This is a genomic window from Motilimonas thetidivivens, assembly GCF_046452435.1.
GTDB lineage: Bacteria > Pseudomonadota > Gammaproteobacteria > Enterobacterales > CBDFNC01 > Motilimonas.
Genome location: NZ_JBKFDK010000015.1, coordinates 22,735 through 42,303 on the forward strand (window position 1 = coordinate 22,735; position 19,569 = coordinate 42,303).

Genomic DNA, 19,569 nt, shown 5'->3' on the forward strand with positions numbered 1-19,569 from the left:
TTTAAAGTGATAATGGCTACTTGTTGTTCTCGCATATCAGCCTCGACTAAATAAATGGATTAAAGTCATTCATGTCACTTCCGAAATCACTTAAGCCACTACATGCCAATGTCGGTGGTGTTGATTGATTAGATTTGAGAAGGCGTAAAGAAGATAATTGTGTTGAGATCGGCTACTCATCTTTACATCATCGAATAGATATATACCGCCCACAGTAGCTTTAGACAGGCTTGAAGAAAGGCATCGAATTTCAACATCTTTTACTGCTGAAGATCCAATTTTCTGTAACTGTAAACAAGACCTAGACTTGTCTTCATCTATGATTTTGTAATGCTCAGAAAGTAATGTTTTTGCAAGTAATAGGGCATCATAATCATCAACAGGGATCATCGTATCAGAAGTTCCAAATAGACTTACTGATGAGAATCGGGCGCCAGAATCTAGCTCGACTTTCAATCCAGCCTCTAGTCTATTTTGAACGGTGTGAAATTTACGAATTTCTTCAAAGAACATTTGATAGATTAGGTAAGGTATAGCAATTCCTACATCCGCTGAATAGCATAACCCTTGAGCAACCAACCAATCTGAAAATGAGTACTCAGATAGTCCCAACAAGCCTTTAAAATCATTAAGAGAGCCAATCGTGTTATTAAGCTCAGATAGACTCATGCCTTCAGACCGAAGTTCATCTAGAGTAAGGAATGGTGCTTTTTGTAGGATCTGAGATACATAGTCGATCATTCTTATTTGCTTTTCAGTTACTCCCAATTTTAAGATCGGCAGAAAACTAATTGGCTTTGCAAGGGCTTTTTGTTGCTCGAGTAAGCTCATGATTGTGCTGCGGTGGTATTGACTTAGTTTCATTATTTAAAGCCTCCGGATTACCATTTTAACCCCTCAAAAGGGTTTTAATAACACTCCATAGGTACATAATAAACCACTTAAGCATTCCGTCAAGGTGTTTTTTAACCCCTTAGAGGGTTATTTTGCTATGTGTGACGGTTGAAATAGATTCAGAAACAGATCTTGGGGTATAATTAGGTATTAATTCAATTAAGCTATAGCTATGATAAAGTGCCATCTATCGACCATTATGGGGTCGAAAAAACTAAAAATTGCTGATGTTGTTAGAGAGTCAGGAATCAATAGAAATACGATTACCCGCCTTTACCATGAAACGAACAACAGAATTGATTTCGATACGCTTGACACACTCTGTAAGTACCTCAATTGCAAAGTTGGTGACTTGTTAGAACATGTTGATGAAGAATAACTTCTGAATAGATCCCCCCACACGGCAATTTCTCACATAAATTGAGCACTAACCTCTTTAGTCTTCTTGTGTCTGCGTTTGCCTCAAAATACTGAGCCGTTAACCAATCCGTAAATGCGTATTCAGCCAACCCTAGGCTTTCTTTAACCCCCTTTAATGAGCCGATAGTGTCCTTAATATCCTTGGCACTAACCCCCTTAAATTGCAGCTCATGAAGCATTAGGAAAGGAGCTTTTTTAAGCGTTCGAGATAAGTAATCAATAATGCGGATTTATTTCTCACTCACCCCCATTTTGGGAACGGGCGTAAAGCTTATCGGTTTCGCTAGTGTTTCTTGCTGTTCAAGTAAGTACAAAATAGCATTACGCTGATATTGGTTTAATGGCATCATCTCATTATCCTTACCTTACAAGACGTTCGGTTTGGTGACAGAGTTAGGAAGTTGTAGACTGACAAAATTCATCGTACAATCTCCTATGAATAGATTTAATCTCCAAAAGAGCTTAATGCTCTCCTGTAGAACAGGACATAACACACAAATAATCTCCTGCAATACTTTTTTTATCTTCAGGAGATTATTTTTATCAGGAGCAGAACATGTTGAAGTGTCACTTATCCAAAATAATGGGTGAGAAAAGATTGAAGATTGCCGATGTTGCCAGAGACACGGGAATTAATAGAGGCACAATTACCCGGCTCTATAATGAAGAAGCCACGCGTGTTGAGCTTGAGGTGATAGAAAAATTATGTGCTTATCTTGATATTGAGGTAGGTCAGCTATTTGAATTTATTAAAGAATCTTGATTGAAGGGGATAGCCTTACCGAATAAGCGAATGATTTATAGAATATAGCCGCAGAGAGTAGTGATTGTGAAGTGCTCACCTCAAGCAACACCATCACCAACTGGAGCTAGCACTGCCCAAGAAAAAAACAAAGGGCGCCAAACCTTCATTGTTGACTGTGGCAACCAAGCAAACCGTGATCATACTAAAAGGGAAACACAACAATATATGCGTATTCTCCATTGGATCATTTCGTCAATACGCCACCTATGACAACAATTGAACGTCAAGCCAGAGAGATGAATTTGAAAGTACGGCCACCGTTTTTCACTGGGGGGTTAAACCTCAGCAAGCGGCCTGCTCTAACACCTGCTCTTCGGTATATGTCGCCAATTAGTTGGGTACTGCGGCGACAAATATTCGCGCCGCATATCCCACTTCTGCTCGATTTCCTCGCCTGCCAGTAATGTCTGGATTAAGCGAGGCTTTTTACCATATTCAGAGTAAAAAAAGCTGACACTTGCACTAGGCAAAAAATTCCGATTTTCATTCAATCGTAACCATTTCCAGCATATTTATAAGCTCAAGTGCTCCCCCTGACATGGATAAGCCCTATTTCTGATCTAGCTTACGACGAAACGCCACTAACCCTGCTAACGCTAACGCGAATAGACTTATTGTGGCAGGCTCGCTGACTTGGGTTACTGCAATCTGGCGGGTTAAATAGCTGCCATAAATAGAAGCACTAAAAAAACCAAGTGGATATCGACTACTAGTTCTTATATTGTCTACATTTCTATCAACAGGATCCCAAATATACTGTCCGTCATGTACCGATCCCATATAGTTAAATACTGCTGTATTATCAATGGAATGAATTGTACTGGTAAAACCAGTACTAGAGCCAATATTATCTAGATTTGGATTTGCATCTGAAACAAAGTACCCTGTGTCATCATAGCCTTCGTGAACAGTATCACCAAATAATCTAATATAATGCTCAACACTTGCCACATTTGCGTTAAAAAAATAGTTACTATTTGGGTTCATATTTATATTAAAAAACGCCGAGTATTGGTCTGCCACATCTTGGATGGTCGCATAAACCCAGCCGTCTTGTTCCTGTGTGCTTAGGCCTAGCACATCGGCTACTTGATTGGCATTGGCCAATGATGCCACCGAATGATTTAAGCGGTTGTCGTCGGCTAAATCAGCAACAATTTCATTATAAGAAAAGCCATTGGTGATGGTGAGATCCAACCATTCCCAAATTTCGGTTAAGCCGGTTTTTAAACCCGCATTATAGGCTCTTGTTTCTGTTGTGATATTGCCATTGTCGCTAAAGGTACTGGTGTAATCTAACGCATTGGCCGCAACAGGAGCTAATACAGCCATAGGTACAACGATAGCTTTAAACATTTTCATGATGCCTCCATAACAACCCTCCTAACAGCTGTTTCGGGATTGTATTGATACTAAGTGCATGAACATTAATAAATTAAGTGATTCATCATGGAGACAGCATGAATAATGCCAAGTATTTTTTTCTTATAAAATCATGCAACTGTACCAAAAACATCAATTTGATAAATTTAAAGTGTAAAAATAACTGACACCTGTGATAGGGCGAAATAAAGCGCTATCACAGGAGCTCACCATTACTTTATAAAACAATACAAATGGCTATAACGAATGCAGGGCGATCAAGCTGGCTAACCTTTGCTGCTGCAATTTATCCTTGAGCGGATATTGGTATATTTTCCGTTATGCCATTTGCAGCTTGCCGTTGAGTCATAATGCCTCAATGTAATTCACCACGGCTTGCTCAGGAATATCGCCGCTCGACTGTTTTTCAAGTAGTGCAATGGCTTGGGCAAAATAATCTAGGGCTATTTGCTTGCTGCCTCGCTGTAACATTATGAAAGTCACTTAACTATCATCGTGACTTAGCCAAGTATCCGCTTATGTAGCTACATTAAACAAATTAACAGACTAAGTCATATGGCAGAGCATCAGGGAACAAGCTCAATTGACGCAGGCTCACAATGGGGCAAAACCTTCTCAGAGCAAAAGGTAAACTACGAGAGAATGAAGCGAAAAGTTTCGAGCTTTAATGTGATTCACCATTTTGTATTGTGCTAGCTTGTGTTATCACATCTAGCACAAATATAAGTTGTGTTAAGATTTTTAGCACAAATCGACATTGTGGTAGATCTTTTAACACTGCACCATTGGAGAATTGAATTTCCGTACAGGGGCTAACAATACACTGAACAACCAAGTGCAAGCACCACAGAATAGCCCTGCTCTCCCTCTTGAAAAATCATTCTGCGGTTCACAAGATCAAAACCCCAGCGAATAGCCTTACTTCCTTGAAATGCGCCAAGCACCTTGTTTAGCGCAAACAGATTCAATGAAATAGGATCTTTAAGTACCGAAGGACAGATGGGCAGCTCAATGGTTAGCTCTGAGGTCACCTGATCTTGGTTGACGCTCAAATAGGTAGCGCTTGAATCGGAGCAAAATTGAAAATATAAACGCGTGGTCTGCTCATCATTGGCGATGTTTAGCACAGGCAACACATCCAATAGCGGCTCCACAGCTAACGGGTAAAGCATTTGACTACCAAAAGATCCAACAGCATCAGTTAATAGGCGGTAATCCCAAGCGCAATGAGTTTGAATGAAGGTACATTGCCAGCCTCTTTTTTTAACTACAATGTGACTATCAGTAAAATAGACATCAATATCACCACGAGCCGCACTCAACAAACCCGCTAATCGTGACAAATGAGCCATGCTAATATAAGCACATCGTTCAGTTTCTATGCTTGTATCCGTCTTAAAACAGTTCTCTACTGTCATCGGCAAAACGCAGTGCCACTCTGAGCGCTGAGCAAAAATAGTTAATGTCGAATCATTTGAAGATTCAGTCAAACGCAATGTGACGCCAAAGCGGCTTTGTAGCTCACTTTGTTGCTTGCTCAGGTCTTTAACCAGTTGAAGTAAATGATGAAACAACGAAGCTGATACTCTAAACCCACAACTATAATTTGAAGGGGCGCGCTGATAATTACTCTGAGCACCATCAGTCATTATACGGACTTTGTGCTTTACCTGTTGGTGACTAATAAGGGCTTGGGCTGACTTCTCCATGCCAAAAAGTGTCATTTGAATTTCCTCCGGCTCAACAAAACTGGCGAGTTCAACTCGATTATCAGAGCAAAAATTCATCCTAACTGGCTTACCTTTGTCTAAATTATTCAGAATATTGACGAAGCCTTTGGCTGGTAGTTCAAAAAAACAGTCTTGCTTAATGTTTAAATCTTCAATGTCCCAAACGTATGAAGCCGTAACACCCGAGTTAACGGCAAGATGGTTGCTCAGTATCAATTTTTTGTTTTGAACATCAAGATAGGCACCAAGATGAACATGATCTTTGTCATTACCAATAATGCCATTAACAATAAATGTTAAAAACTTCACCCGGCAACAAGATGAGAGAATCAAACTACCTTGCATAACCCCTCCTCGCTTTTGATGACCAACGAATATTCGAGATAGTGAATAAACAAACGAACGATAACGTCTAAGTCCTGCCACAGTGGCCAATGATGCCCATGGGGCCTGATAACCGCTTTCAGTTTGCCGTTATGAGGCACAGGTATGCAGACCACATCAAAACGCTTCATCAAGGTGAGCCAAGGGTGGGACGCTATAGCCTCTTCTGGCATTAATGTTTTGATTTTAACTGCGTGTAAATTAAACAATTGGTAAACCGTCAGCACATTATGAAGATCGCGGTAACGCGTTAGCTCTTTGCGTTCACTATACAGCTGCAAAAACTTACTCATGCGTTTCTTCATTGTTCGTAATTGGCTTGCTGGCAAGGTAGACCATTTATCCACCGTCAGGCTCAATTTCAGCCATGATGACGCTTGGCGAGAATTAGCCATAAAGGGAGTTGGGGTATGATTATTTGACACAAGCCATTGGCTAATTGCAGGGTGACACTTGTCATCCGCTAGCCCTAATTTTTGCTTTTCTAGCTCTCTAGCAAATTGTGAAAACGCCAATAAAGCACCGCCTCGCCCTTCCCTTGTCGAAGTCGGCAGTGCTTTAACAGATATACAATTCGCTTCTCGCCAATATTTTTTAACCCAATCGTTTAGCGATATGGGATTGACCACACCCGTCTGTTTTGTTTGCAGATCCTCAAAAAGCAGTTGTTTTTGCCGCTCAAAGCCATAATTAGAATCAGCGCACCAGTATCGAAGCGCGGCCTTCGTAATCGCTTTGGGTCTGGAAGTGATAACCAACGTAATCCAGTCCAAAATATGCAGGTAGCTACTCAACGTCACCTTCACACTACCATGGCCTAGCTTATCACTGACCCAATCTAGCACCGGAAAATACGGTGTTAACTGGATACCACATGCGACAAATGCTTGGTGAATAAGTTCCCTTTGCTCTTTTGAAAACAGCGGATGCTGATTAAAGTATAAGGCCGGCTCCGATCTAGGCTGAAAGGCCTGCGTCGCTAATAAATAACACCAATTGTTAGCTGCGCAGTGACGAAATGAGTGAGTGACAATACTATCGTCCTTGAGCACTGAACGTGCTAAGTCGATAAATTCTGCTTCCATCACAATGTAATATGCTGGGTCGATCAGCGTTCTTTCATGATACTCCACGTCTTGCTGAGCAAGGTTTTGCTCTTCAATATACAAGCTGATTGAGCTGAGTATGTGCCGAGGTATCAATGCTAATGGCACTTTTCTCACCGCATGGGCTGATTTACGCTTTTTGCGATGAGTGACATAAAGCATGCCCGTATTAAAATCAATATCTTGGATATACAAGGATAAGGCTTCGTCTTCCCTTAAACCTGCGTAATAGCAAAGCTGCATCACCACAATAACCGGAATAGGGTGCGATCCATGACTTGGGCAAAATTGCAGGCAAATATCATCGAACAATGCTGGCGGGATATAATGCGCTCGCGTGATGTGCTTGCGATTAATCAACTCCAAAGCGTCTGTATCAATGCGAGGGAATCGCTCATATTGCAAGCAAAAGCTTAAAAAACGCAGGATCGTTCTTTGCTCATCAGCGTTTTGATTATTGTTAATGCCATGCTGACAGCAGAGCTCAAAATCACTGACAGACAAGGCTAAACAATCTTTATCCCGCCAAGCAGCCTTAATAAATCGCTGGACTGTGGAGTGGTAATTAAGCAAAGAACTCACAGCAAGTTTGTTCTTCCACGGTGAGCCAACTAAAAACAACGACGTGATCCACTGCGTTAACAGCGCACTCGCCCAATGGGTTTTCGTGTCGATAAGCGCTTGAAGCTGGCGTTTTGCATTAGCAAAATGCGCATCATTTCGTTGCTGCTTAGGTGAGTGTAATGCGTAGTTATCAAGAATCTGCTTGATGGGTGCTCTATCACTAAAGCTAACACTGGATGCTGTGCCCTGCTCCCAATCTAATCCATCTTGATTAAGTGGTTCGTTGCTTGCTCGTTTTGGCGTTGAGTGTGGCGTAATTCGCCCCGTAAATGCGCGGATAAAAGTATGCGCTTCAGCACTATTATGCAAAGGCCATAAATGACTCATTCCTGCACTGCGTTGCATAAAAGATAAATAACGAACGAGACAGGCTACTGACATCTGCTCAATCAAACAAGCAATGTGTGGTCGTGACATCGACTGAGCGTAAGACTTCCAATGCTCTAGGGCTTCATAAAGCAGCTGTTTCTTTTTGGCCGTCGACAACCCACTTATTACTCGAATGACTCGGTACATTGCCAGAATAGACTCTTCAGTCAGATATACTCGGCGCGCAAGGCTTGGAATAATGACGCTGGCAATAGGATATTTGCCTGTAACCACATGCCAGTCGCCCATAGATAGCAGCGTTAGTGCTTCCACTTCCTTTAATTCTGTTAATCCGCAGCGAAACACAACCGTTAACATGGCCTGACCTAAGTTTGCGGAATCTAGATTAACACCCTGACAATGAAAGCCATTCACCGAAGGGTGAGTGAAATAAAGTAGCGATTGCAACGCTTCAATAACGCCAAGCGGAGGTGTCTTGTTGTCGAAAAGTGCCCACTCTTCTCGCAATGGCAATGAAACGTTTGGTTTAACTATCTCTTTATTTTGTTCGATGTGAACTTGGTACAAGCAATTCAACACATGGGCGGTGGCTTCTAACTCATCTGCCGTTGTCGCCTTTAATGATAGAGGCTTGGCGAGATCTCGAAGCAGATACTTATTAAGCACGGCTAATGAAAATACTTTTGGCTCTATATCATTTAAACGCTGACACACAGTGATGAGCGCATCCGTTAAAGACGCAGAGCTTTCCTCTGGTAGCGCATCCGCAAAGTCGAGTATCCAATCGTCTAGCCCTTTAGTCATCCACACTCCTTTTGCGTGTAATGGCCCATCCATTGCAACAACCACTGATCCCATTTCTTCATCGCAGCCCAAACCTCGCGAGCGTGATACGACGGATGCACGTCCATTAAATGCTGCTGAGCCTGCTGTTGGCGCTCAATAACATGCTCAATCGAACAAAGAGAATACTCCCCTAACACCTGTTGTCCGCGCTTGTAATGATTCATTTTTTGATTAAGTGTTTGCTGATCAAATTGACTTGAATGGGATAAGCAAGATTGAACTAATTGATGCGCACTAAGATGACGAAAACAGCCGGGATCAATGGGGGCGATGTAACGCTCACATAAGGTGGTAAACATCTTAGGATCGAGCGCTTGCCAGGCTTGGCCATCAAAAACACACAGGCAAGCTGAAGTAGCAATACGATAGCCACAGCCTAGCTCAGCACAGAATGCTTGATAACCTTGTAATAGCTCTGCAAGTGAAGCTGAAAGTACTAATAATCGTTGCTCCTGCGAGTGATGAACGCGCTTGTCTTGCACCGTCATAACACCCGCTAACCAAGCCACTTGTTGATCCAATGGATAAGGCGCTTTGACGGGACGCAGTGCAAGTTCGATTGCAGAGCGAATATGTAAGTACAAAGCAATCCGCTGCGCCACTTCAACCCTATTCGAAGGTGATAATTTCAATGTAGTGAGTGGCGAGAGCAACGCATCAAACACCTTAGGTAAAACCGATTCACGCAGTGTTATTGCGCTGCCAATCTGCTCGTGGAATGATTCCAGAGTCATCGCGCCGATACTTGTTTCCTGTGACCAATCACGCCCTTCATTGAGTCCAACTGCATTTAAAAATGCAAACCAATCACGTCTTGCCAAACTGGCTACATCGTCCCGTTCCATATTCACGTAATGCATCAATACACTGCCTTGCTGCTGTAAATAGTCAGCGCAGACCGATGGCAGTGTTTGCACAGAAAAACTGCGAAAGGCATTTGAAATAATACTGGGAGTCACCTTAAAAGGCAGTAACGCTTTGGTTTTGTTAATACAACCGGCCAACCATCGCCTATGTTGTTCAAGTGTTGTACCGATAGCATCATAAAGTGAAATCTTATGCCGCTTGTTAGTTGGAATGTTCCTCAATATAAGATTAAGCAGTGAACCCAGAGGCCAAGGCAGTGCTACATCAAAGTATGATTGTGTTGACCAATATTGCTTTGCGCTTTCTGGAGCCTGCTTGCCTTTAAATAAACGACTGCTAAGCCTGAGGTCAACTTGACATGATGCCTTTCTATCGAGAGCGTAAACGATGCTCAAACAGGATGGCTGTTCATTACTGGTCGTTGCGCCATTAAACAACCTCAGCCCGTTATCAAGCTTGCCGAGAAAAATATTTAGGAAGAACAAAAACCAATGGGCCCGATCTTCTTTAGGTATTCGATCAAGCTGGTTATTGAACAATTCAGGGCAATGCAGGTTTAGCCATGCATTGAGCTCATTGGGTGTTAATGCACTGTTTGACATCGGGTGCATCTTATTCGCCCTTGCGATGGCCGATTCAACTCCCGCCCGTTGCAACTGATATTTACGCTGCTGCTGTTGGTGCGTCAGTGCCTGCTGTTTAATATCGTCAACATTGGTATCAAATTGAAAGTAAGTGCTTTTCTCATTGCCATCGAGATCAACAGGAGTAAACAAATCGACCTTGATGTCGTCTGACAATGATAACAACTGCACGTATTCGTTGTCTGATTGATACGGCAAAAACCTTGGTTTAGTGGAGCGGTTGATAGGTGGCCTAGTAAAAAAATGGCTGAATTTGGCTAGCTCTGAAATGCTAGTACAAAACTTTGCAAGCGCGACGTTACTCCCATTAATCAACTTATCCAAAGCGAAATCGGGGTAACTCTTTAAAGTGCGCCTTGCATTATCGAATGCTAAACACTGCTCATAAGTCATCACACCAACACAGCGTTGCAACCGAACTAATAACCAAAACCACCAGCGCTTTTCCTGCACATCAGCAATGGATTCAATGAAAAGTAAGGTCGAGAACATCGGGTAATCGGTCAATACCGAGTTTAATGATGAGCGCGTTGCATCAGCGGGAATACAGCTGATGGCTTCATCGCTTTTCAAAGCAATCGCAACCAGTTGCTCAATCAGCGATTCAAGCTGGGCTTTTTCATTACGTTGTAGCTGATTGAGCTTACCCGAGCGCTGAACATGTGCTTGTAGCCATTGAAGAATAATTCGTCGATATGAGCTTGGATAAAAAAGCGCAGGCGGTGTTGGGCATAAGCACCAAAGCATATCCAAAGATTGATCAAGTTGACAGTCATCAATCGCGAAACCAGCCTCAGGTAATTGAGCTTGCTCGATATACTTGGCATAGATGCCTTCAAGCTTGAGTTCGCGAGGGAATATTTCGGTTTGAGTTACGGGAATCAACCAAGCCATTGTTGCACTTCCCTATCACGAGGTGATCCGCTCGGGAATATGCCCAGTCACATCAGCCCAATCAAAGTCATTAGCTATTTCACTAGGTGGTTCAAGATGAGTTGACGTGGCATCGACTAAACGCTTTTGATGCCGATTTAGTGTGCTGCGATCGCATCCATACAATTGTGCATAATGTTTCTGATTTAAGTAACAAGGTCGGCTGGACTGTTGATTCCAGATACTTTCTAGCGCAGGCAAGTCTAAGTTATTTATGCTAGATGAATGCTTAAAGTAATAATGCTCAAAAATGGCATGCTCGATTTCTTCAATACTCCGCACCTTGTTAACCACATAAATCTCAACATTCAAATTGGGATTGAGTGAGCGCAACCAGTGCAGCTCATCAAGACTTTGTACTGGGTAAAGTTTGTTTTTGCACTGAATGAGTTTGATTGGCTGGAGAGCATTAAGTAATGAATCAACAACAGGACGGTGAGAGTGCTCGAGCAGGTATTGAAGATGTTTGGCGACCTCACCATCTGGATAAGGCGAAGCTAAAAGTTCGAGTTTTGATATCGCTATCGCCTGCCCCATAAAGGCCCCTGCACACAGTCAACAAATAATAAAACAGTTAATAATCAAGCTAGCAGAGCGTTTCACAACATGAATAACTGAATCATCAAAAATGTGAGCACAACTAGGATAAATAGCTCAAAAACACACAAATAAGGATAAGGCATTAAATTAGAGTAAAGTTCTAGCCTAAGGTCGTAGCCCAAAAATGGGAGGATTACCGGCAGAGCAACTACTAATATTTCGATCTCGCTGTTAGCCCCCTCATTCAGTACTCTTTACTTCAGTGACTATATTCATACGGTAAGATGAAATATGTTACCGAAGTAACTGTATTAGCTATTTTTTTAGCTTAAAAATGGAATAGTCATGGTTGGTGTGATAGATAATAAACGAAAATATTGTTTGTTATTTATGAACTTTAAGGTTGGTTATGGAACGCTCTCTCGGTGATACGTTTAGAAAAATTAACGATCAAACTTTGTTATTGCCTGACTTCCAAAGGGATTACAAATGGGGAACTGCAAAACAGCAAAGCTTACTAGCTTCAATTCTGCTTAAGTTCCCTGTAGGGAGTTCTTTGATCCTTGAAGGGCTGTCAGACGATTTTGCTTTGCGTAAAATCGGAGAAACAGTTCAACACACCTCAACGGATTCCGATCCATGCGAGTACCTGCTCGATGGTCAGCAGAGAACAACTACGCTGTACAACGCATTTAATGATGTGTTTGACTTCTCTCAGTTCTCTGACCAAGCCGAATTGTCTGAATTCATTTCGAAAAAAGCCAACCCGATGAAAGTACGCTGGTTTATCCGTGTACCGGTTGTAGGTAAAGCGAATGAAAGCGTTACAGATGTGTTCAATGCCACCAAAGTCGTGTTTGACAAGGACGGCCTTGACCACTTTGAGCCCAATGACATCGTCGATATCTTTAACTGTGAAACGTTCAACGAACGCAACAGTAAAGGAGTCTCAAAATGGTTCTCTCCTTACAACCAAGTGAAAGCCATCGAATCGGGTAAGACCAAACCGCAAGTCATCACTCAGTTTGTCAACGATTGTGTCGAATATGGCATGATCCCTCTGTTTATGATTGGTACCAAGTCGATCGTTGTTAATCGAATTTTAGAAGGGATTGCTGAAATCAACATGCAGGCAATTCGTGATAAATACGAAGACGATTTTGCCTTCATCAAAGAGCACTATGATACGGCACAGCTTTTTGATGGCATTGATTCCATTGAAGAGTGTGAAGACAGTGGCATCGTTTACGCAGAAGAAATCGAGAAAATTTTCATCACTTGTAAGAGTGAGTGGAAAAACAACGTTTCTAACTACCTAGTTCGTGACATTTTTGATGACTATAAGCTCAATAGTCTGGTGACCAATGATATTCGTCGTGCTATCCCTATTTTCTGTCATTTGAACGATGGCGGTATGAAGCTCGATGACTTTGACTTAGTCTCAGCGAAAGTGGCAAAGAGCGTCGCTGGCGATACGTCGACATACTCACTTAGTTCGAACATTCGCTCGATGTTTATTAAGCCAGTGACGCTTTGCTCTTCGCTCCAGCACGCGAGTGGGGCGTCTGATCGTTTATACCTCAATGAACTCGATAGTTTGTCTGATGGTTTGCCTTCTGGGTACCTCTCTAAAGCGATTCTCGCTATCTGTACTGCATTAGCTCGCCGAGAAATTGAGCTTGAAGCAGGTAACGCATTTGAAGTGAAGAAAAAAGACACCAGTTCAAAGACGTTGCTGAGTCTGGATACCGAGATCATTCGAAAGTACATTAAAACCGCAACTCTGGCCGTACAGCGTGCATACTCGTTTCTATTGATTCGCTGTGGTGTGTACAACTCCAACAAGTTGCACTACAAGCTAATGATTCAGCCTATCGCTTATATCTTCGCGGAAGATCGCTTTTGGAATGATGCAGCAGTGCATAAAAAAGTCGAATTCTGGTACTGGACGAGTGCGTTCTCTGGTCGTTATCTTTACGATCAAAGTGCCGTTGTTATTGATGATATTAACCAGTTGTACAACTGGGTTGCTAATGGCGACGGACAGGTGATCTTGGACAGAGAAACCCAGATTTTCCAAGATGACAAGTTTGCGTCTAGAGATCTGTTGATGCAGCGTCTAAATGAGTACCCGAAAGAAAGTATCCATAACCTGATCCTGCAATACGTTTTGAGTGTGACACCAAGCTACGATTTGGACGCAAAAGAAACTAAGCCACTCAATGCATTCAAAAAGAATGATCTGAACGACGTTGTACTGTGGCCGGCAAACGCGTCAGATGGCTTGAACGATCACCACATTATTCCGCTTGGGTCTGTAAAAGGTCTTGGACAAAAAACGGATGAGATCCGTCAGGACCCTAACCACATTTTGAATAGCCCGCTAAACCGAGTGCTGATTTCTGGTGCGGCGAATAGTGTGATTAGCTCAATGGAATCATCACGCTATTTTGCTGATATTCCACACAATAAGATTGTCATGAAATCTTTGTTGATCGGGGATACGTTTGGTCGCGTCTGTGAGCAGTCTGGTAAAGTGGATATCGAGAAAGCGTTGTCTGAACGTTTCGATATTCTTGAAGAGTCGGTGAAAACTCGTCTGTTGAGCTTACGCATCTAGTCTTCACCAGCCTTAGATAATGCAAAAGGCTCTTTGTGCAACACACAAAGAGCCTTTCTTATTGCTGGTTTTTTCTCTTATTTGTAGCAAGTGATACACGCACCACCGCCCTCTTCAAGGTCATACATCGCGTCCATATCTAACGTGTCGATGAGCATGCTTTCATCGACCATTGCATGCATACCTAAGCGACGTTTTCTTTCACGCTGCTTTTTCTTTTCGAATCGGGCCTTTACCTTCTCGTGGTTTTCTTTGATTTGCTTGATACGCTCAGGATCCTCAAGCGTTTCTAGTGGTTCATTAGGACCCATCCAGAAGAAGGTTTCACCATTGGCACTGGTTTCCGCTCTTTTCTCGTATGATTTAGCTTCTTCAAAGGCTTCTGGGTGCTCTTCACGTAACCGTACCCATTCAATCTTGCGTTGGAAAAAGCAGAATGTACAACCTGAACGAGAACGCCAGTCGTAGTACTTGGGTAAACCTAACCCGGCACTATCGAGAATATCGAGCACTCCCTGTTTTTTTATACCGTCTTCTGCAAACGGCATTTTAATGGTGAGGTACTTTTGATTCTCATTCGGGCGGTAGCCATCGCGCCACGGTTCATCTGCGCGAATACCGACATAAGAAATGACTTCATAGCCATCATTCAGAAAAGGTCGAATCCATTTTTCAAAGGGTTCGAGTTTCATGCGGATCGTACACCACCGTTGCTGGCCCGCAGGAAGAAAATTATTGTGTTGCTCTAACCAATAATCGAACCCTTTCTTGTCATTGATGTGTAAGATGGGCTTACCTAGTACAATTTCTAGTTGTTCTAGGTATTCATACACTTCGGGTAGCTCTTTGCCGGTATCGGTAAAGAAATACTCGATATCAAGTTCAGGATAGTTCCTAGCCATGTACACTGCGAGAGCTGCACTGTCCTTGCCTCCTGATAGGCCAAGGACATGTTTTACCTTGCGTTGATCACTCATTCATAATACCTGCGTGCGTTAACTTTGCGCTTCGAGCGATTTTTTGAGTAGTTGTTGTAATAGGTTGATTTTATGGAAATTATCAAGCTCTGAGAGCTGGCGTTCAATGCTGCTCATAGTGCTTTTCAGCTCTTCTGTTTCTACAGCTCTGATTTCTCGTTTGAACGATGTCAGTTTGCCATCTTCCCCTTCTAAAACGAGAGAGACCAGCTTTGTTTTACCTGATGGGGAGACTGAATCACTACTACTGCGCTGTGACTTCACGACACTTAAAAAGTCTTGGGCGTAATCACTGATTTTGTTTGATGCGGTTTGAAGTATGCCTTCGTTCCAGTTCTGTTTTCCGCGTCCAATGACGATTTGAATCATGCTTTCCAGCCATTGTAGCAGCCCGGTGTCACTTTTCGCGAGTTCGCGAGCAAACGCTTTTAAGCGCAAGTCGCCAGAGTTTTGCTCAACGTACTGGCACATTTCCGCAAGCTCTTTACCGCTTTCAGGGAAAATGGTTTTCACCTTGTTTTTAATCGCTGCAAGCATCTGCTCGTGCTTTTGTCTTAATGTCTTAAAGCAGTCTTCTAACACATCGATTTGACTCGTAAAATCATCGGCACCAAAGACGACTAATTCTTTACGCAGGTCTTTGATGAGTAGTGTATGCGGGTCATTCGCTTGTAAAAATAGGTCCCGAATTCTCAAGTAAGTTCTGTTGCGTTCGTCGTTGTCTGGGACAATATGGTGCGCATTTTTCACCCAGTGTGGCAGGTTGTGCAAGGTCGTGACTAACGGCGTTGCGACAGAGAGGATGTTATTGGAAACATCGCGATTTGTTTCAGACGCCGCGAAAATGGCAAGATGCTGCAGCCACTCTTTTTCATCCTTCGCTAACACAATGTATTTGACGGCAAGGTCGCCCGGATTCTTTATCAACTTATGCACATAGTCACTGTCAGGTTCTGCAATGAAGGCAAATTCACCAGACATGTCTTTCTCGTAATAGGCGATTTGTTCGCCCATCGATTTCAAAAACGCGAGCAAGAAGATGGGAATGACCCCCTTTGTTAAACCAAAAGGCGCATTTGCCCAAAGCTCTGTAATTTCCGATAAATCGACCTCGTTGCCCTTGCGATCTTTTAGACTCTTTTCCGCTGCAGCAAATACGGCATCTAAGTTTTTGTCTAGATGGTCTCTAAACCAATGCAGCCCCTTTTCACCTTCCGCTGAATGAATATCGGTATTTTTTAAGCAGCTGATATACATGGATTTCTCAGGCGGAAATCCTTCAATACCCAAGTCCTCTTGCTCCTCTTCATCAAGCATCGCTTCTAGCAACTTTTTCAAAGCAGAAACAGCCGTACCAGAAAGCTTGTTACGGTTAACGAGTTCGTTAAGTATTCTAGGGGTTTGATGAAAAATACTGTCAGCGGCAAAGGTGGCGATTTCACTCATTGTTTCTTTGTCGTAGACCGCGCCATTGTGTATCCATCGTGCGTGATTAAAGGCGGTCGACAACGCGGCGTCTAAAGCGGATTGAGCGTTGAACGAGCGAGCCTTGTGCTCTTCTCTTGCAACCTTGTCGTGTGTCAGAGCGGCGCCGGTGGTTTTGTCACTTTTGATGAGATCTAGAGCATACTTTTCATTGGCTAAACCAATAATCTCATTTGCATTAGGCGCGCATGCGATCATCAATGATTTGTCATTGCGTGTCAGCTCTAGTAGGCGCTCTTCGGGTTCTGCTTTGAGTAATAACAAGAAGTTTGCAAACTCACCATTTCGCGAGCCGGTTAGGGTCGGCATATCGATATGACTCAGCTGCATGGCTACGGTTTGAGCGGCCCATCTCAATGTACCAAATTCGTGATAATGGCCTTTGGCAATCACTTGGGAGCTAAATTGAATACGCTCAACGGCTTCGTAGCTGTTATGCAGTTGTTCGACTTTTTCTTCCACCAAGCCGGCAATATCGAGATCGGAACCTTCAAAGACAACCCAAGCCGATAAGTACTTTCTAAAAACGATGCACGAGGCCTCCTTGAGCTGCTGTAAGCACTCTTTAAGCTGCTTTTTATCGGTGATCTCGGTGGCGGTAAGCAGCAAACACTCCGTCGCGGTTAGATTGGCAGACTTACCAAACAGGGTAATTAACGAGATCGCTTTAAGTAAGGCGATGCATTGTGGAGAAAAATCATGTTTGAGTGCTTTTCTTATTGCGTCAGCCGCTGTTGCCCAACCATGCCCATCCGGGGAGCCCAATATGGCGTGTTCCATGTTGGCTTCAAGGTAATCCCACAGATGGTTCAGATCGTATCGCGCGTTTTGGTCACTCGTTTGTTGCAAGAAAAGTTGGAAACTGAATTGCTCGTGCGAGTTCAAAAAGCTAAACGTGCTGCGTTCGTTTTGACTAAAGCGTCTCTTGGCAATAGGCCCTAGGAGCAATGCGGTTAATGGATGAAGGGGAACACATTGCTCTAGGCGCGTGAGTAACAACTCTTTACGCTGTTGCTTGTCTTCTAGTGCTGCGAGTACACGTTGTACAAGCTCATCACCACTGCGATGTGGCGACGTTGTTTTGATTGAATTACTGATAAGCGCGACGGTTTCATCCGTCGAGACATTGTAAAGAATGTCGCTGTAGCGGCCTTGAATTTTAGCCCATTCATCTTGCAGCTTAGTGCCGCGCTCTTTGGCATATTCACTAAAGGCTTGGTGTAACAAACCTAAAAAGATGACCGGGGTATCAATGCGAGAGAGCTCTTCTGCAATGTCTTGGAATAAGTGTAAATCTCCGCCGCTTCGATTGATAAACTCTAAGCTTTTACCCATTTCATCAGCAATGATCAGCACGCCATCGACATAAGGTGCGGCATCGTCAAAGAGAGCCTTCCAAGTGCTGATTAGTTCACTATCACTCTTCACACTGGCTTTACGGTACTTGTTAAGCACTATGGCCGGAGACGTCTTTGGGTGCTCCTCAATCGCTCTCAGCGTGGCATTCCAAAAAGATTCGACCGGGCCACTAACACCACCTACTGCACGTATTTGTAACCACCCTTTTTGATAGGGAGCACTCTCTTCTAATAGCGAATGTGATTCTACATTAATAGTGTCGATTGCGGCACTGCGGATATCCGAGTCAGCGTGCAATAGACCCGCCATAAGTAGCGCCACCGTCGATTTACCAGAGCCGTAGGCGCCCGTTAATGTATAGGCACTTTGTCGGGTTTGGCCGTACTGGCGAAAGAGCGTTTCTAAGGACGCTTGTGCAGTGCCGTGGTAAACCAATCCAGGAAAAAAGTCGGCGCTCAAGTCACTATCGATACGGGTAGAACGTTGATGGCGTGTAGCGATAGAGTATTGTTTACTGAGAGTCACGCTTATTTTTCCTCTGGTTTGTAGTAGTGTTTAAGGTACAGGCTTGGGTCTATGCTATCGATGCTGTCAAAAGAGTGCTGCACTTGTCTTAAACCCTGTGTATCGGTCCAAGCAATTTTACCGTCGGTGAGTGTCTCAACTTGATCCAGTTTGTCACTCAATCCTGCTGAAGAAAGACGGAAGACTCGGCCCGGAGAGCCGACATCATTTAGCAGCGCATCAAAAGATAATGTGTTCACCTTGCTATCTTGATGTTTGCGCTTCATATAGTCGATCAATGCATAAGTGAAAATTTCAACCGGTAACGAGGGACGACGAGCAAGTTCGGCAAGGTAGCTCTTTGCGTCCTCTTGCTTGAGCAAACCAAGCTCTGTAAAAGGAGAAGTAAAGCTGTCTTCGTTGACTTTGCTCGATTGCAAGGACTTGTGGGCATACATTTGCAAAAGGCAATCGATGTCTTTACTCAAAGTTACCTCTGTGAGTTCTTTTTCGTGATTGGCTAGAGCGTCTTTAACCTCAGTCGCTAAAGAGTCTTTTCTCACCTTTATTCCATTGAAATAATTAAAGAAAAATCTTGACGCATTGAGCTCAGCTTTAGTTGATTCGATCGATTGCAGCAACCAATGTAGGAGCCAAGTTGTGCCTATTTTGTCGAGGTACTCGTCATATGCGGTATGACCATTTTTATTCGTGAACAGTTGCTCAGCAAGCGGGGTCAGATGATAAATTTGCTGCTTGTTATCGATACAAACCACCAAATTCAACGCACGAATCCAATGTCGTACAGACAATACCATATTTTTGCCCATGCCCATCGATTGCATCTGTTGCTCGATGTTCGACTTACTAGAAAGGGACTCACCTTTTACAACCTCTTGAATAATCTTGTAAATCCACCCATAACGGATAGGAAAAGTCTGATGTCCGGAAAATTTCAGTGTCGTAGATTCGATGTTCAATGTGTATACCTTGCTGAATTGGAGATTTTATCCAAACAAGGATTCTCACAGATAGAGTCTCTTAGGTCTAGTTACTTTATCAATAAATTCCTCCTTTCTACTAGGAATATGCATTATTCCTAAAAAGAGGTAGTTCTT

The 19,569-nt window shown here is 43.1% G+C and carries 14 protein-coding genes; 3 read left to right on the top strand and 11 right to left on the bottom strand.

The features are described 5' to 3' along the window. Window positions 1-90: 90 nt before the first annotated feature. Window positions 91-864, bottom strand: a complete 774-nt coding sequence (locus tag ACK8OT_RS12245) for a hypothetical protein (RefSeq protein WP_410196804.1) — start codon at window positions 862-864, stop codon at window positions 91-93. Window positions 865-1,066: 202 nt separating this feature from the next. Here ACK8OT_RS12245 and ACK8OT_RS12250 point away from each other — a divergent pair, with 202 nt between their 5' ends. Together ACK8OT_RS12250 and ACK8OT_RS12255 are read left to right on the top strand one after the other, a co-directional pair. Then, the gene (locus ACK8OT_RS12250) at window positions 1,067-1,273 is read left to right on the top strand and encodes a helix-turn-helix domain-containing protein (RefSeq protein ID WP_410196805.1); all 207 of its coding nucleotides are present in this window, start codon (window positions 1,067-1,069) and stop codon (window positions 1,271-1,273) included. 597 nt (window positions 1,274-1,870) lie between these two features. Beyond that, window positions 1,871-2,077 carry a helix-turn-helix domain-containing protein gene (locus ACK8OT_RS12255; RefSeq protein WP_410196806.1) on the top strand — a complete coding sequence of 69 codons (207 nt, stop codon included), beginning with the start codon at window positions 1,871-1,873 and terminating at the stop codon, window positions 2,075-2,077. Window positions 2,078-2,418: 341 nt separating this feature from the next. Here ACK8OT_RS12255 and ACK8OT_RS12260 read toward each other — a convergent pair whose 3' ends face one another. The 7 genes from ACK8OT_RS12260 to ACK8OT_RS12290 form a co-directional block, all read right to left on the bottom strand. Beyond that, the gene (locus ACK8OT_RS12260; RefSeq protein ID WP_410196807.1) at window positions 2,419-2,610 is read right to left on the bottom strand and encodes a DUF4113 domain-containing protein; all 192 of its coding nucleotides are present in this window, start codon (window positions 2,608-2,610) and stop codon (window positions 2,419-2,421) included. Between the two features lie 58 nt (window positions 2,611-2,668). Continuing rightward, on the bottom strand, window positions 2,669-3,481 hold the full coding sequence (locus ACK8OT_RS12265; RefSeq protein ID WP_410196808.1) for a PEP-CTERM sorting domain-containing protein: 813 nt from the start codon (window positions 3,479-3,481) through the stop codon (window positions 2,669-2,671). Window positions 3,482-3,847: 366 nt separating this feature from the next. Continuing rightward, entirely contained in the window at window positions 3,848-3,985 is a 138-nt protein-coding gene (locus tag ACK8OT_RS12270; protein WP_410196809.1) for a hypothetical protein, read from the bottom strand. Between the two features lie 329 nt (window positions 3,986-4,314). Next, window positions 4,315-5,577, bottom strand: a complete 1,263-nt coding sequence (locus tag ACK8OT_RS12275; protein ID WP_410196810.1) for a hypothetical protein — start codon at window positions 5,575-5,577, stop codon at window positions 4,315-4,317. Further along, a complete protein-coding gene (locus ACK8OT_RS12280; RefSeq protein WP_410196811.1) occupies window positions 5,562-8,480 on the bottom strand; it encodes a tyrosine-type recombinase/integrase in 2,919 nt (972 codons plus the stop codon). Before ACK8OT_RS12280 ends, ACK8OT_RS12275 begins: the two co-directional genes overlap by 16 nt. Continuing rightward, window positions 8,477-10,927, bottom strand: a complete 2,451-nt coding sequence (locus ACK8OT_RS12285; RefSeq protein WP_410196812.1) for a hypothetical protein — start codon at window positions 10,925-10,927, stop codon at window positions 8,477-8,479. Before ACK8OT_RS12285 ends, ACK8OT_RS12280 begins: the two co-directional genes overlap by 4 nt. A 15-nt stretch (window positions 10,928-10,942) precedes the next feature. Then, window positions 10,943-11,503 (bottom strand): hypothetical protein, encoded by a 561-nt coding sequence (locus tag ACK8OT_RS12290; protein WP_410196813.1) that lies wholly within the window; start codon window positions 11,501-11,503, stop codon window positions 10,943-10,945. 412 nt (window positions 11,504-11,915) lie between these two features. Here ACK8OT_RS12290 and ACK8OT_RS12295 point away from each other — a divergent pair, with 412 nt between their 5' ends. Then, the gene (locus ACK8OT_RS12295) at window positions 11,916-14,126 is read left to right on the top strand and encodes a DUF262 domain-containing protein (RefSeq protein ID WP_410196814.1); all 2,211 of its coding nucleotides are present in this window, start codon (window positions 11,916-11,918) and stop codon (window positions 14,124-14,126) included. A gap of 77 nt (window positions 14,127-14,203) precedes the next feature. Here the strand turns inward: ACK8OT_RS12295 and ACK8OT_RS12300 are convergent, their stop codons facing one another. Genes ACK8OT_RS12300 through ACK8OT_RS12310 form a run of 3 tightly spaced genes read right to left on the bottom strand, consistent with a single transcriptional unit; the run spans window position 14,204 to window position 19,431 of the window. Beyond that, on the bottom strand, window positions 14,204-15,103 hold the full coding sequence (locus tag ACK8OT_RS12300) for a phosphoadenosine phosphosulfate reductase domain-containing protein (protein WP_031430830.1): 900 nt from the start codon (window positions 15,101-15,103) through the stop codon (window positions 14,204-14,206). A gap of 18 nt (window positions 15,104-15,121) precedes the next feature. Beyond that, the gene (locus ACK8OT_RS12305) at window positions 15,122-18,472 is read right to left on the bottom strand and encodes a hypothetical protein (RefSeq protein ID WP_410196815.1); all 3,351 of its coding nucleotides are present in this window, start codon (window positions 18,470-18,472) and stop codon (window positions 15,122-15,124) included. Between the two features lie 2 nt (window positions 18,473-18,474). Next, window positions 18,475-19,431: a DUF4007 family protein gene (locus ACK8OT_RS12310; protein ID WP_410196816.1), complete on the bottom strand. Its 957-nt coding sequence runs from the start codon at window positions 19,429-19,431 to the stop codon at window positions 18,475-18,477. Window positions 19,432-19,569: the final 138 nt, after the last annotated feature.

Excerpts from the sequence above, each read along its gene's own strand:
- ACK8OT_RS12250 (WP_410196805.1), top strand. The coding sequence starts at position 1,067 with ATGATAAAGTGCCATCTATCGACCATTATGGGGTCGAAAAAACTAAAA.
- ACK8OT_RS12295 (WP_410196814.1), top strand. The coding sequence starts at position 11,916 with ATGGAACGCTCTCTCGGTGATACGTTTAGAAAAATTAACGATCAAACT.
- ACK8OT_RS12290 (WP_410196813.1), bottom strand. The coding sequence starts at position 11,503 with ATGGGGCAGGCGATAGCGATATCAAAACTCGAACTTTTAGCTTCGCCT.
- ACK8OT_RS12245 (WP_410196804.1), bottom strand. The coding sequence starts at position 864 with ATGAAACTAAGTCAATACCACCGCAGCACAATCATGAGCTTACTCGAG.
- ACK8OT_RS12255 (WP_410196806.1), top strand. The coding sequence starts at position 1,871 with ATGTTGAAGTGTCACTTATCCAAAATAATGGGTGAGAAAAGATTGAAG.
- ACK8OT_RS12265 (WP_410196808.1), bottom strand. The coding sequence starts at position 3,481 with ATGAAAATGTTTAAAGCTATCGTTGTACCTATGGCTGTATTAGCTCCT.
- ACK8OT_RS12280 (WP_410196811.1), bottom strand. The coding sequence starts at position 8,480 with ATGACTAAAGGGCTAGACGATTGGATACTCGACTTTGCGGATGCGCTA.
- ACK8OT_RS12300 (WP_031430830.1), bottom strand. The coding sequence starts at position 15,103 with ATGAGTGATCAACGCAAGGTAAAACATGTCCTTGGCCTATCAGGAGGC.
- ACK8OT_RS12285 (WP_410196812.1), bottom strand. The coding sequence starts at position 10,927 with ATGGCTTGGTTGATTCCCGTAACTCAAACCGAAATATTCCCTCGCGAA.
- ACK8OT_RS12275 (WP_410196810.1), bottom strand. The coding sequence starts at position 5,577 with ATGCAAGGTAGTTTGATTCTCTCATCTTGTTGCCGGGTGAAGTTTTTA.